The organism is Streptomyces sp. CBMA156 (assembly GCF_014596515.1).
GTDB lineage: Bacteria > Actinomycetota > Actinomycetes > Streptomycetales > Streptomycetaceae > Kitasatospora.
The window spans coordinates 1-12,714 of the sequence record NZ_MSJQ01000280.1 but is presented as its reverse complement, the minus strand read 5'-3'; the positions used below and the strand labels follow the sequence as shown (position 1 = coordinate 12,714).

General features: G+C 73.4%; 13 protein-coding genes and 1 pseudogene. 7 read left to right on the top strand and 7 right to left on the bottom strand.

Annotated features, from left to right (window positions below; all coding sequences use genetic code 11):
• Positions 1 to 365, bottom strand: a pseudogene (locus BU198_RS23870) (hypothetical protein); the annotation flags it as partial.
• Between the two features lie 137 nt (positions 366 to 502).
• Between BU198_RS23870 and BU198_RS23865 the strand changes: the two are divergent.
• Both BU198_RS23865 and BU198_RS23860 read left to right on the top strand, forming a co-directional pair.
• Complete coding sequence (locus BU198_RS23865; protein WP_188298919.1) at positions 503 to 733, top strand: hypothetical protein; 231 nt, start codon at positions 503 to 505, stop codon at positions 731 to 733.
• A gap of 163 nt (positions 734 to 896) precedes the next feature.
• The gene (locus tag BU198_RS23860; protein WP_188298918.1) at positions 897 to 1,511 is read left to right on the top strand and encodes a class I SAM-dependent methyltransferase; all 615 of its coding nucleotides are present in this window, start codon (positions 897 to 899) and stop codon (positions 1,509 to 1,511) included.
• 357 nt (positions 1,512 to 1,868) lie between these two features.
• On the opposite strand, the gene BU198_RS23855 is transcribed toward BU198_RS23860, so the two are convergent.
• Both BU198_RS23855 and BU198_RS23850 read right to left on the bottom strand, forming a co-directional pair.
• Complete coding sequence (locus tag BU198_RS23855; protein WP_188298917.1) at positions 1,869 to 2,669, bottom strand: ATP-binding protein; 801 nt, start codon at positions 2,667 to 2,669, stop codon at positions 1,869 to 1,871.
• Positions 2,670 to 3,143: 474 nt separating this feature from the next.
• Complete coding sequence (locus BU198_RS23850) at positions 3,144 to 3,554, bottom strand: effector-associated constant component EACC1 (protein WP_188298916.1); 411 nt, start codon at positions 3,552 to 3,554, stop codon at positions 3,144 to 3,146.
• A gap of 345 nt (positions 3,555 to 3,899) precedes the next feature.
• Between BU198_RS23850 and BU198_RS23845 the strand changes: the two genes are divergently transcribed.
• The 3 genes from BU198_RS23845 to BU198_RS23835 are packed head-to-tail and all read left to right on the top strand — an operon-like array spanning position 3,900 to position 7,330.
• Positions 3,900 to 4,214 (top strand): hypothetical protein, encoded by a 315-nt coding sequence (locus BU198_RS23845; protein ID WP_188298915.1) that lies wholly within the window; start codon positions 3,900 to 3,902, stop codon positions 4,212 to 4,214.
• 3 nt (positions 4,215 to 4,217) lie between these two features.
• Complete coding sequence (locus BU198_RS23840) at positions 4,218 to 6,344, top strand: DUF6571 family protein (protein WP_188298914.1); 2,127 nt, start codon at positions 4,218 to 4,220, stop codon at positions 6,342 to 6,344.
• 8 nt (positions 6,345 to 6,352) lie between these two features.
• Complete coding sequence (locus tag BU198_RS23835; RefSeq protein WP_188298913.1) at positions 6,353 to 7,330, top strand: hypothetical protein; 978 nt, start codon at positions 6,353 to 6,355, stop codon at positions 7,328 to 7,330.
• A gap of 60 nt (positions 7,331 to 7,390) precedes the next feature.
• Here the strand turns inward: BU198_RS23835 and BU198_RS23830 are convergent, their stop codons facing one another.
• From BU198_RS23830 to BU198_RS23815, 4 genes are all read right to left on the bottom strand, one after another.
• Positions 7,391 to 7,963 carry a TetR/AcrR family transcriptional regulator gene (locus tag BU198_RS23830; protein ID WP_188298912.1) on the bottom strand — a complete coding sequence of 191 codons (573 nt, stop codon included), beginning with the start codon at positions 7,961 to 7,963 and terminating at the stop codon, positions 7,391 to 7,393.
• A 53-nt stretch (positions 7,964 to 8,016) separates the two neighbouring features.
• Positions 8,017 to 8,646, bottom strand: coding sequence for a histidine phosphatase family protein (locus BU198_RS23825; protein ID WP_188298911.1), 630 nt, complete (start codon positions 8,644 to 8,646; stop codon positions 8,017 to 8,019).
• Positions 8,647 to 8,722: 76 nt separating this feature from the next.
• Entirely contained in the window at positions 8,723 to 9,655 is a 933-nt protein-coding gene (locus tag BU198_RS23820) for an oxidoreductase (protein WP_188298910.1), read from the bottom strand.
• Between the two features lie 158 nt (positions 9,656 to 9,813).
• The gene (locus BU198_RS23815) at positions 9,814 to 11,409 is read right to left on the bottom strand and encodes a M4 family metallopeptidase (protein WP_317620290.1); all 1,596 of its coding nucleotides are present in this window, start codon (positions 11,407 to 11,409) and stop codon (positions 9,814 to 9,816) included.
• 159 nt (positions 11,410 to 11,568) lie between these two features.
• Here BU198_RS23815 and BU198_RS23810 point away from each other — a divergent pair, with 159 nt between their 5' ends.
• Positions 11,569 to 11,982, top strand: coding sequence for a GNAT family N-acetyltransferase (locus BU198_RS23810; protein WP_188298909.1), 414 nt, complete (start codon positions 11,569 to 11,571; stop codon positions 11,980 to 11,982).
• Positions 11,983 to 12,345: 363 nt separating this feature from the next.
• The coding region (locus BU198_RS23805) for a hypothetical protein (RefSeq protein ID WP_188298908.1) at positions 12,346 to 12,714 on the top strand (369 nt) is incomplete at its 3' end.

Genomic DNA, 12,714 nt, shown 5'->3' with positions numbered 1-12,714 from the left:
GCGATCACGCCCAGGCCGGCCGCCGGGACCGCCGCCCCCGGGGTGGGCGCCGGCAGCGGCGAGGGCGCGGGCGTCGCGGGCGACGGGGTGACCGGCAGCAGGGGCGTCTCCGGATCCGTGGCCGAGGCCGACGGTGAGACGTCCGGCAGCGCCGTCAACTGCGTCTCGTCACCCGACCCGGGCCCGCACATCACCAGGACGGAGGCCAGCGCGGCGCCCGTCCCGACCATCGCGGCCGTCCAGGCCCTGCGCGAGAGACGCCTCGGCGGCGGAGGCGCGAAGGGTGGGGTGTGCAGGGGGACCGGCGGGGGCTGCCAAGCGTTCTGCGGCCACTGCCACTGCCCTCCGGTGGGCTGCCCAGTCATGTGCTCGTCCTTCCAGCGGCCCCCCGGCGACCCCCCTCGAACGTTTCCGTGCTCAACGAGCGCACCGACGCAGGGACATGACCCGGAAGAGGGGTTTGGACAGGCGTTGATTGCCACCGCCGCACATGCTGGGGGGCATGGAGACCAACAGCACGTCCACACCCCTGGTCGAGGTGGCCGAGTTCGGCGCCGACAACCGCTACCGCCTGGTCCACTTCGAGGGCCACGACTGGGAGCCGCTCGAACGGGAGGAGTTCGAGCCACGCGTCCACCAGCTCTTCCCCGGCCTCGACCCGCACGATCCGCAGCGGGTCCACTGGGCTGACCACCCCTGGGAGTGGCCCAGCTGGCACCCAGGCGAAGCCTGAGCCGGTCCGGCGCGCGGTGACCTCGTTCGCGCGGGCGGTGCGTTCGTTACGCTGAGCGGGTGAACGTGGATCACTTCTGGTACCGCCTGCCCGGCCAGGCCGTGGACACCTGCCCGCCGGCGCCGGCCCCGGCCGCCGGCCCGGTGCTCGTCCGGGAGCCGCGGTGAACGCCCCGGGCAGCCCGGCCGGCACCGCCGGCTACGGCGAGGAGGCCGCACGACTCGCCGTCCAGTATGAGAGCGTGACCTTCGCCGAGGTGCACCGCGAGCTGCTCCACCACTACCCGGCGCCGCCCGCCGCCGTCCTCGACGTCGGCGCCGGCACCGGCCGCGACGCGGCCGCCCTGGCCGCCCTCGGCCACCGGGTGGTCGCCGTCGAGCCGACCCCCGAACTGCGCGCCGCCGGCGAGCGGTTGCACGCCGGCACGGACGTCCGCTGGGTCGCCGACGCCCTGCCGGGACTCCCGCTGCTGGCCGCCGAGGGCGAGCGCTACGACCTCGTGCTGCTCACCGCCGTCTGGATGCACCTCGCCCCCGACGAGCGTCCGCCCGCCATGGCCGCCCTCACCCGCCTGCTCGCTCCCGCCGGCCGCCTCGCCCTCACCCTGCGGCACGGGCCCGTCCCGCCCGGCCGCCACATGTTCGACCTTCCGCCCGAGCCCACCATCGCCCTCGCCGCCGGCCACGGCCTGCGCCTGCACCACCGCGCCACCCGCCCCGACCTGCACGGGAGGGACGGGGTGCACTGGTCGCTGCTGCTCTTCGAACGGGAGGGGTAGGGCGGCGGTGAGGGGCCGTGAGGGGCCGCGGGGGTCGGCCGAGGTGGAGCCGGCCGGGCGGTTGCGGGGATTCGACGGTGGACAACAGCTCCGGGGCCTGGACGTTCGTCACGTCCCACAGGTGGATCCGGCCGTCACGGCCGTTGACGGCGATGAGCCCTCCCTCGATGGCCACATCGGACTCGAAGGTGCTCAGGGAACCGGCGTGGGCGACGTACTCGGCGGTCTCGTTGAGCGTGCCGCCCGGCTTCGGGTGGTCCGGGTCGGTGGCGTCCCACAGCTGGGGCGGGCCGACATCGCTGAACGCGAGCAGGGCGTGGTCGCCGACGGCGCGCACCACCCCCCGGTGCGCAACCGTCAGCGTGCCGGCCCGTCATGCGCCGTACGCCCCACTCGTCCGCCAGAGCCGGAGCGTGCGGTCGCTCGGGTAGCTCTGGTCGGGATCGTCCTCCCAGGCGAGGGACCGGCCGTCCCCCGTGAAGGCTCCGCCTCCAGTCCCGCGCGGAGTGGTCCCGGGTCGCCCTGGTCGAGGTCGGCGAGGATTCGCGCGAGCTGCGCCATCGGGTGCTCGCCCGGGGTGATCACCGTGCGCGGCCAGCGCGCGGCGTCCGGTCCGGCGGGCAGGCCGCGGTCGGGGGCGGGCAGCAGGCCAGCGCGCAGCAGCGAGGACTTGCCGACGCCGGACGGGCCGACGACCACGAGCGGGCCGTCGGCGGACAGCCGGGCGGACACGGCGGCGACCAGTGCCGCGGTCGGCTTCTCGCGGCCGAAGAAGTAGGGGGCGTCCTCCGAGCCGAAGGGGGCCAGTCCGCGGTAGGGGCAGGTGTCGAGCCCGGGCCCGGCGCCGTCCGCCGGGTGGGCCGGCCGTACGGGCCCGGTCGGAAACCGGTAGGCCGGGTTGGCCGCCAGCACCAGTTCCCCGGCGCGGCCCGTGGAGTGGCCCCGGGGCACCGGGAAGCCCTTGTCGCTCATCGTGCGTTGCAGGGAGCGGTGGACGTGGTCCAGGGTCAGCCGGGTCGGCCCGGTGGGGTCGCCCTCGTGCAGCAGCCGCAGCAGTTCGCCGCTGAGGGCGGTGTGGGGGGAGTCGGCGAGGGCCAGTGCGAGTTCCTCCGGGGCGGCGGAGGCCAGGACGAAGCCGCCGCCCGGGTAGGAGGCCACGAGCTGGTCGGCCGCCGTGGCGACGGGCGCGGCGGCGGGAGAAGCAGCAGTCGAGGACGAGGACGACGGAGCGGGCGCGGGAGGCGGAGAGGATCTCGCGCAGCGCCGAGTAGCGCAGCCCCTTGTACGTCAGACCGCGGGTCAGGTGGTCGGTGGCGCGGGTCGCGAGGTACAGCTCGCCGTCGTTGCCCACCAGGCCGTGGCCGACGTAGTACACGAGCAGGACAGTTTCCGCCGCCTCGGCGGCGGCCATCAGGGCCTCGCCGAACTCGCCCGGGTCCCGCGGGTCGACCAGGGTGGCGACCCGGGCGGGATCGAGGCCGCAGTGGGTGACGAGCGCGTGCTTGACGGCGCGTACGGTGCCGGCCACCGCGGGGACGTGCGGCAGGACCGAGCCCGGGACGTGACTGCCGGTGCCCACCACCAGGGCCCGCGCCCCGGGAGGCCCCAGGGGCAGCCCGCCTTCACTCACCGTCACTCACTGTCGGCCGACGGGGCGCGGGCGGGGCCGCCGGGCCGGTCGGTGAGCGACTCGCCGACCTCCCGGACGAGGGCGGCGACGCTGTCGGCGCTGAGGCCGCGGACGGCCGTCGCCCGCAGTTCGACGGAGCTCCCGTCGGCGCGGGTCACCTGGACCACCGTGTCGCCCGTCCGCCGGCGGATCCACGCGATCAGCGCGCTGGTCAGGCCGGAGGCGGCCCCGCCGGCGCCGACCGCGACGGTGAGCACGTCCGCGACGGTGCCCAGCGTGCCGGGCGGCGATGGCGCGCCGACCGTGCCGACGCGCCCGTACGGCCCGGCCTCGGCCCGCAGCCAGGACAGCAGGGAGGCGAGCGCCCCCCGGTCGTCGGCGTCGTCCACCCGGATCGTCAGCGCCTCATCCACGGTTTCCCACAGCGGTGTCGCGGCGAACTGTCTGACCCAGCGTCACAAGCTTGACCGGGTGGCGTCAAATACCCAGGTGGGGGCCGTCGCAGAGGAGGGAACGTTCATCATCTTGTGCATGCAGCTTCGGGGCTGTTGCCACGCACGCTGCCTGTGTCACGGTCGGTCATTCTTAGTATGATCAGGCCAATAGTGCGTCGGCGTCGGATGTGTATGACAGAAGGTGGCCGCTTCCTCGGCCGGTCGTGGGCGCTATCGGGAAGCGCGCGAACCGGAACGGCCTGGGCCAGGTCGAGCCTTCCGCAGCCGGCGCCGTGTGAATGCATGGGCAAGGGGGAGTCGGACGTGAGTACGCCTGCGGCGAACGGACAGTTCAGCTTGAGCGGTCAGGCCATGAACGGCGCGGTGGCGGCTTTGAACGGGATGGCTCTGAACAACCCGACCGTCGGCGCGGTTGCCGACGAGTCGACCAACGCCGCCGCGACGGCGCATAGCGGCTGGGACACAGCGGGGGCGTTGCGAGCTGCTCTCGCCGAGTGGCACGAGCAGGTGGCCGAGTTGACGGCGAGGTTGAACCAGAACAGCGCCGCGATGGAGCAGACCACCTTGAACTATCACAGCACCAACTTCTCCATCGCCGACGCAATGAACGGGAAGTGAGTCGTGCTGGGATACGAGGACGTTCTCAAGGCGAACCCCGGCACGCTCGCCATGGCGGCGGCCAAATGGCGCGAGATGGCCCAGAAGTTCCACACAGTGGAGTCCGACTTCGACCAGAAGGTGCTGTCCGTGACCCGCAACGGGCTGTGGACGGGCGGCACCGCCAGCATGGCGAACTTCCAGCTGATCGCCACCAAGGGGCAGATCACCGCCGCCCAGGTCGAGGCGAACGCCGTGGCCTCACTGCTCGATGACGCGAAGTCGGACTTCGAGGCCGCCCAGAAGCAGGTCCGCGCCGCCGCCGAGGGCGCCGTCAAGGCCGGCTTCAAGGTGACCGGCACCGGCGTCGCCGTCCTGGACACCAGCACGATGGACAAGGCGACCCTGGACGCGCTGCGTCACGACCGTGAGACCCGGGACGCCTACAACGAGGCCGCGGCCAAGTGGACCAAGGCCATCGAAGCCGGTCTGCAGGCGGCCGGCGACGCCGACATGCGGGCCGCGACCGCCCTGCGCAGTGCGTCAAAGGCCGGCAGCCAGGACAACACCTTCAACGGGCAGGCGGTTGGCGGTGGTGACGCTGCCGACGCGCAGCGCGCGGTCGCGCTCGTCACCAGGCTCGACAGCCTCAGCCCGGAGGAGCGGGAGCAGTTGGCAAACCTGATGAAGGCGAACGCCGACAGCCCGCAGTTCTCGCAGCCCCTGCTGGACAAACTCGGTCCCGACGGCATGCTGAAGCTCGCGCAGCAGCTGGACGACCCGGGTAAGGACGGCGGGAAGAAGTCCTCCTACCCGGGGCTGCGGACCGACCTGACCCGGGCACTGGCCTCCGCCACCCAGGACCCGGGCAGCGACTTCTACAAGAAGTGGCGCGAGGGCATGAACGGGGCCGGGGGGAAGAACTTCGGCTCCAACACCGAACCGGTGTACGGCTACCAGATCCTCACGACCATGATGACCAAGGGCAACGCGAAATACTCCACGCCCTTTCTCACGGACCTCGCCGACGACATCACGGCCAGCGAGAAGAAGCACTCGGGCAAGTGGAGCTACAAGGCCAACCACACCGGCAGCGCGCTCGGCGCCGACCCGCTGGACAATGTCCTGTCCGTGATGAGCCGTCAACCCGAGGCTGCGACGGCGTACCTGGACCCGGGCGCGGACGGTGCGAACAAGCGCCTGAACTACCTGATGAAGGAGCGGCACTGGCCGGAGGGCTACCTGACCGGTTACACCACGATCAAGATGCCGGACCCGCTCGCGCAGAGCGGCCTCGCCGCCGCGATCGAGGCGGCCTCCACCGGTGAACCGGCCGGCAGCGCCCACGACGGCAAACACACCGAGGCGCAGGCCAGGGTCATGCACGACACGATCCGCACCCTGGACGAGGGCCAGGGCGGCGACAAGATCAAGGACACGCTGCGCCAGCCGCTCGCCAACGCTCTCGCCGACTACGTCGGGGACACCCACGAGCTGCTCAACGGACGCAACGACGTCTACGGCGCCCACACCGGGCACGACTCGGTGTGGAAGGACGGTGACACCGTACGCATGGCTGTTGGCCAGGACAGCCTGGTCCGGGTCATGCGCGGGCTCTCGGACGACCCGGCCGCCTACGGCGCGCTGCACAAGGCGGAGACCGGGCAGATCGCCCAGGACCTTGCCGGCCTCGGGTCCAACCCCGACCGTGACGCGGTGAAGGACGTGATGGGAAAGGGTGCGGCCGCGCTCGGCGTCTACGATGCCATCCGCGCCGACGCGGCGATGGACATGCGCGACGACAAGAACGCCGAGGCGGACTGGAAGGCCAAGATCCTGTACCACACGATCGGCGGTCCCATCACCCCGATCCCCGGGGTCGGCGACGCAGCCCAGCGCCTGGTCGACACCTGGACCTACGAGGTCAGCTTGAACGAGAAGGACCAGAACAACGCCGAGGCCAATGCCAAGATCTCGGACACCTACCTGGACGGCACCAAGGAGATGTCCGACCTGGTCGGCATCTGGGCCCGGGACCGGGGCGTGAACCCGGAGGACCACATGATCAATGGCCTTCAGGACGACGTCCTGAACACCCGCAACCGCAGCAGCGACGTCGCAGGCCGCTACCTCGGCAGGGGCAACGCCTGATGCCGGGCGTGGGCACTTCCCGCCGCGCCGCCGCCGTCCTCACCGCCCTGGTGGTGGTCGCCGCGGTCGGCGTGGGCCTCTGGTGGACGTTCGGGCGCGACGATCCCGACCGTGACTGCGCCGGTCTGCGCGGCGACGAGCGCATCCGTACGGTGCTCGCCTCCGACTGGCGTTCCGACCTGCCGTGCGGCGACCTGGCCGGCCGACTGCGCGGGGCCACCACGGGCGACCGGCCCGGCGTCCACACCGTGGAGCAGGCCCGCGCCCTGCGAGGCGTCGTCCTCGCGCTCGCGGATCGCAAGGACCACCACGTCCACCCGGATGTCCGCCGCCCGCTGGCCGAGGCCCTCGCGGACTACGCGTCCGACACCCACGCCGTCCTGTCCCTGGTCGACGCGGGCGACACGACGCACGCGGGGTCGAGCGGCGGTGCCTGGCAGGACGGGCAGGGGGTCCACTTCTCCGTCGACCGGGGGGAGTTGGTCCGGGCATTGCGCGGTCTCTCGGAGGATCCGACCGCCTACGCCCTGCTGCGCACCGCCGACCTACGGCGGGCCGCCGCAGGGTTCGCCGAGGTCGGGCCGAACCCGCCCGATGCCGAGATCGAGAACCAGGTGGGGCGTGCCGCCATGCCCGCCGGAGCCTTCGACGCGATCGCCGACGACGTCCTGCGCGGGCGCGGCGCCGACGCCCAACGCGATTGGCGGAGCGAGGCGTTGAGCCGCTTGCGCGCCTCGGAGGGCGACCCGGCGCCGGACTACTCGGCCGACCCGGCCGGCCATCTGGCGGCCGCGTGCCTCGCCAGGGTGGACCCGGAGGACACGAGCGGCGTCGTCCAACTCCAGCGCCAGACCGTCGACCTGCTCAACCGGTGGTCCGAGGCCTCCCGCGCGAACCTCGATCCGCACAGGCTGGGGGTGCTCGGGGACCGCGCGTTGAACACCGCCCACGCCGGATCGCAGGAGGCGCGGAAGGCCCTCGGCTGACAGCGGCCTCGGCGAGGCTCCATGGCCCTCCGGGCCGAGGCGCTTCCTGCGGGAGTGCGGTCAGCCGCCGAGCAGGTGCCGGACGGCGTGGCGGGCGTGGTCCAGTGGTTCGCGGCTGCGGTGGACGGAGGCGAGCAGGGCGGCGCCCTCCAGCAGGGCGAGTGCCTGTCCGGCGGCGGCCTCGGCCTTCGCCGGGCCGAAGCCCTCGCCCTCCAGCCGGACGGCCAGGACCCGTTGCCAGCCCGCGTACAGCTCGGCGCAGACCGTCCGCAGGGACTCGTTGGTGCCCGCCACTTCCAGGGCGACGGTGGCGATCGGGCAGCCGCTGGTGTAGCCGGAGAGCTCCAGGCGTTCGGCGAAGGCCTCGATCAGCCGCTCGGCGAGGGCGGCGGTGTCGGCGCCGCCGGCCGCCAGGGCGGCGAGCAGCGCCTCGACCTCCTGGCCGGCCTGGGTGAGTGCCGCTGCCACCAACTGGTCCTTGCCGCCGGGGAAGTGGAAGTAGAGCGAGCCGCGTGGGGCGCCGGTCGCGGCCACGATCCGGTTGAGGCCCGTCCCGGAGTAGCCCTGCGCCTCGATCAGTTCCCTGGTTCCGGCGATCAGCCGGGCCCGGGTCTGCTCGCCCTTGACTCCCATGCGGCGATGGTAGACCGGTCGTCAGATTCCTGTCGACGGCCCTCCACCCCCTGTCAGCAGCGAAGTTGGGGCGGGAAGCCGGTCCAGTGAAGCTCCTCGGGCAGGTGGCCCTGGTCGTTCACCAGCAGGACGGCGGGCGGCCGGCCCGGTGTGTAGCGCAGCACGGTCAGCGCCGCGTTGGCGGCGTTGACGCCGAGCCAGCGCCAGGCCGGGGCGTCCAGGGCGTGGCGCACCAGCCAGCCGACCAGGAACGCGTGGGTGACGACCAGTTCGTGCCGCTCCTCGCCGCCGGGCACCGGGCCGGTGAACCGCTCGACGGCCCGCTGCGCCAGCAGCGCGCCCTCCGTCCGTTCCCGCGCCGTGGTGCCCGCGAGACGGTTCAGCAGGAACTCGGCGCAGTCCTCCGGCAGTTCGCTCCGCTGCGGGACGTACGGGACGAAGTCCCCGGCCTCCTCGCACATCGCCGGCCGCACGCCGTCCAGCTGCTCCGCGACCAGCCGCGCGGTCTCGGCGGCCCGGGGCAGCGGGCCGTGGTGCAGCACCGACACCGGGCGGCCGGCCAGCCGCCGGCCCAGCAGGGCGGCCTGCCGGCGCCCGGTGGCGGTGAGCCCGCTGCCGTCGCCTTCGGACGCGGCCTCGCCGTGGCGGGCCAGGTAGAGGTAGCGGGTGGCGCGGTCGGTCATGCTCGGGGACTCCTCACGGTGGACGGTGTTCACGTCGTCCCCCAGCGACGCCCGGCGGGCCCGTCGCGGTTCCGGTTCAGCCCGTGTGGGCCTCGTCCAGCAGCGCCAGCTCCTCCGCCGACAGCCGCAGCGCCCCGGCGGCGATGTTGTCCTCCAGGTGCGCCACGTCGCCGGTGCCGGGGATGGCCAGCACGTGCGGGCCGCGGTGCAGCGTCCAGGCCAGCCGCACCTGTGCGGTGCTCACCCCGCGCGCCTCGGCCACCGTCCGGACCTGGGCCGGCTCGGCGTCGCCGGCGCCGCCCTCCCGGCCGGCGCCGGCGATCGCGTAGAAGGGGACGAAGGCGATGCCCTGCTCCCCGCAGATCCGCAGCACCTCGTCCTGGGCCGGTGAGGCGCCGATGCCGTAGGGGTTCTGCACGCAGACCACGGGCGCGATGGCCTGCGCCTCGGCGAGCTGGTGCGGGTGCACGTTGGACAGGCCCAGCCGGCGGATCAGCCCGGCCTGGCGCAACTCGGCGAGTGCGCCGAAGCGTTCGGCGACCGAGTCGGTGCCGAGGACGCGCAGGTTCACCAGGTCGAGGTGGTCGCGGCCGAGCTGGCGCAGGTTCTGTTCGACCTGGGCGCGCAGCCGCTCGGGCGTGCGGGCGTGCTCGACCCACGCGCCGTCGGGGCCGCGGCCGGGGCCGACCTTGGTGGCGATCACCAGGTCGTCGGAGTACGGCGCGAGCGCCCGGTTGATCAGCTCGTTGGCGGAGCGCAGCGGGGAGAAGTAGAAGGCCGCGGTGTCGATGTGGTCGACGCCCAGTTCGACCGCGCGGCGCAGCACCCGCAGGGCCTGCTCGCGGTCGCGCGGGACGGCGTGCGGGACGAGTGCGGGGCCGGTCTGCGGCAGGCGCATGGTGCCGAAGCCGATCCGGTGGACGGTGCGGTCACCGAGCTGCCAGGTGCCGGAGGCGGCGGCGGTCACGGTTGCGGCTACGGTCGCGGTGGCGGTGCTCGCGGAAGTCATACCGGTCATGATCGCCACTCACCGGCCTGACCGCCAATGACGCGAGAAGCAGCTGCGCGGCAGCGGGCCGTCCCCGCCGCGCGGTGCGGCGGGGACGGCCCGGGACGTCGCGGGAACGGGGCCTCCCGGGCCCGGAGCGGACGCCCGGTGGCGCCGCGTCAGCTGACGTTGACCCCGCTCCAGGCCGCCGCGACCGCGTTGTACTCGGTGCTGCCGGCGCCGTACAGGTCGCGGGCCGCGTTCAGCGAGGCGGTGCGGGCGCCCTTGTAGGTGGTGGTGGAGGTCATGTAGACGGTCAGCGCGCGGTACCAGATCTTGGCGACCTTGGCGTTGCCGATGCCGGCCACCGTGGAGCCGTTGCAGGTGGGGCTGTTGTAGGTGACGCCGTTGACGGTCTTGCTGCCGCTGCCCTCACTGGCCAGGTAGAACCAGTGGTTGCCGACGCCCGAGGAGTAGTGCACGTCGAGCTTGCCGACGCCGCTGCTCCAGCAGTCGGCCGAGCGGCCGTCCAGCGAGGGCTTGTCGAAGCGGCGCAGCCACGGCGGGGTGGACTGGTCGCTGAACAGGTAGTCGCCGGTGTCCACCGCGTTGTTGGCGTACCACTCGACCATGGTGCCGAAGATGTCGCTGGTGGACTCGTTGAGGCCGCCGGACTCGCCGCTGTAGCGCAGGTTGGCGGTGGCGCTGGTGACGCCGTGGGTCATCTCGTGGCCCATGGTGTCCAGGTCCACCTGCTCCGGGTCGGTGGTGCCGTCGCCGTCGCCGGTCATCATGCAGAAGCAGCTGTCGGACCACTGGGCGTTGTCCCACTTGGTGCCGACGTGGACGAAGACGGTGGCGCCCTTGCCGTCGTTCTTGATGCCGCTGCGGCCGTGGACGTTCTTGTAGTAGTCGTACGTCCAGGCGGTGTTGGCGTGGGCGTCGACGGCGGCGGTGGAGCGGTCGGTGGAGAACTTCTTCCCGTCGCCCCAGACGTTGGTGGTGCTGGTGAACGGGGTGCCCGAGGAGGCCTTGAGCGCGGTCGAGGAGGCGTTGTTGGCGTCCTTGGTGATGTGTCCGCGGACCGGGTCGGTCAGGGTGTAGCCGCCGCCGGACTTGGCGGTGGTGTCGATGGTGATCCTGCCGGTGTACTCGGAGTTCCCGGTGCCGGCGGCCTGGTGCTCCGCGTCGTAGGCCTCGATCTGCTCGCCCGTGGTGGCGTCGGTGACGACCACCCTGCCGGCCGGCTCGCCGTGCTCGCCGCTGCCCTCGACGGTGGTGCGCCAGGCCAGCCGGGGCGTGCCGTCGGCGGCCCAGACGACCAGCTCGGGGGTGCTGACGGCGTCCTTGACGCCCGGGGCGGCGGCGAGCGCGCCGGCCGCGCCGGACTGCGGGGTCACCTTGGGGACGGTCGACTTCACGGCGGCGTCGTGGGCGGCCGCGCGGGAGGAGTCCTTGAGCCTGCCCTTGGCGTCCTGGTGGACGACGAGGTCGCCGCCGACCACCGGCAGGCCCTGGAAGGTGCGGTCGAAGCGGACGTGCGAGGCGCCGTCGGCGTCGAGGACGACGTCCTTGACCACGAGGGCCTGGTCGGTGCCGAAGCCGAACACCCCGGCGTTGTGGGTGACGTTGGCGCGGGCCTGGGATATCGCGGCCTCGCGCATGCCGGGGGCGGCGGAGGCGGTGGCGGCCGGGACGGTGGCGCCGGCGAGGGCGGCGACGATCGCGACGGCTCCGGCCACGCGGGCACGGCGGGAGGAGAGGGTGGGGGTCACGCTGACTCCAGTGGGGGTAGCTGTGCAGGGAAAGGAGTTGCGACCGAGATTGACGGGGGTCAGTCAGATTGAGCTAGAGGGAAGGTCATAACTTTGCCAAGTTGTGTCCTTGTCAATAAAGAAATGATCGGAAGTTAACAAGCCCTCTACAGTGCCGTCGTGACGATCGACTACCGCTGGCGCGGCCCGCTCACCGACCCCGAACTCGACGCCCTGCACACCGGGGGCTTCGGCGGCGAGGGAGACCCGCCCGCCGAACCCACCCCCTGGCGGGCCCGCCTGGAACGGCACAGCCTCGGCTGGGTCACCGCCCGCCGCACCGCCGACGGAGCCCTGGTCGGCTTCGTCAACCTGGCCTGGGACGGCGGTGCCCACGCCTTCCTGCTCGACACCGTGGTCTCCCCGGACACCCGCCGCCGGGGCGTCGCCACCAGGCTGGTCGCCGAGGCCGCCGACGGCGCCCGCGCGGCCGGCTGCACCTGGCTGCACGTCGACTTCGAGCCGCACCTGCGCCCCCTCTACCTCGACGCCTGCGGCCTGCGCGCCACCGACGCGGGCCTGTCGGCGCTCTGACGCACGCCCTAGGATTCCGCTCCATGGACGGATGGGTGGGGGCCTGGACCGGCGGCCGGGCGGCGGTCCACGTGGGCGACGTCGCGGACTTCGACGCGCAGTTCCTCCCGCCCGGCACCGGCCCGGCCCAGCGGTCGCGGCGGCTGCGGCAGGCCCACCACTACGCCTGCCTGGCCGCCTGCTACAGCCCCGAACCGGCCCTGCTGGTGCTGCCCGCCGAGCTCGCGCCGGAGTGGACCGACTGGCTGGCCGGGGAGTTGGCCTGGGGCCCGGTCGAACTGCACACCGGTCTGGCGCCGGACCGGCCGCTGTCCGAGGCCCTCGCCGCCCGCCCCGCCCTCGCGGCCGGGATCGCGGACGGAGTTGGCCTGGGGCCCGGTCGAACTGCACACCGGTCTGGCGCCGGACCGGCCGCTGTCCGAGGCCCTCGCCGCCCGCCCCGCCCTCGCGGCCGGGATCGCGGACTCCGGCCGCCCGGTGGTGCGGTGGGGCCGCACCGCCGCCCAGGGCGAGGGGCCGGAGCTCGCCGCCGTGCGCCGCTACGAGTCCAAGGCCGCCTCCCACGAGCTGTTCGCCGCCCTCGCCCCCGACCACCCCGGCATCCGGCTGCCGCGACAGGAGCGCCCGGACGGCCGCCGCGCCGCCGCCCGCCGGCTGACCGCCCGCGCCGTCCGGGGGCGGACCACCGTCCTGAAGAGCCCGTACGGCGTCGGCGGCTACGGCACCGTCGGC

Excerpts from the sequence above, each read along its gene's own strand:
- BU198_RS23820 (WP_188298910.1), bottom strand. The coding sequence starts at position 9,655 with ATGACTTCCGCGAGCACCGCCACCGCGACCGTAGCCGCAACCGTGACC.
- BU198_RS23830 (WP_188298912.1), bottom strand. The coding sequence starts at position 7,963 with ATGGGAGTCAAGGGCGAGCAGACCCGGGCCCGGCTGATCGCCGGAACC.
- BU198_RS23825 (WP_188298911.1), bottom strand. The coding sequence starts at position 8,646 with ATGACCGACCGCGCCACCCGCTACCTCTACCTGGCCCGCCACGGCGAG.
- BU198_RS23865 (WP_188298919.1), top strand. The coding sequence starts at position 503 with ATGGAGACCAACAGCACGTCCACACCCCTGGTCGAGGTGGCCGAGTTC.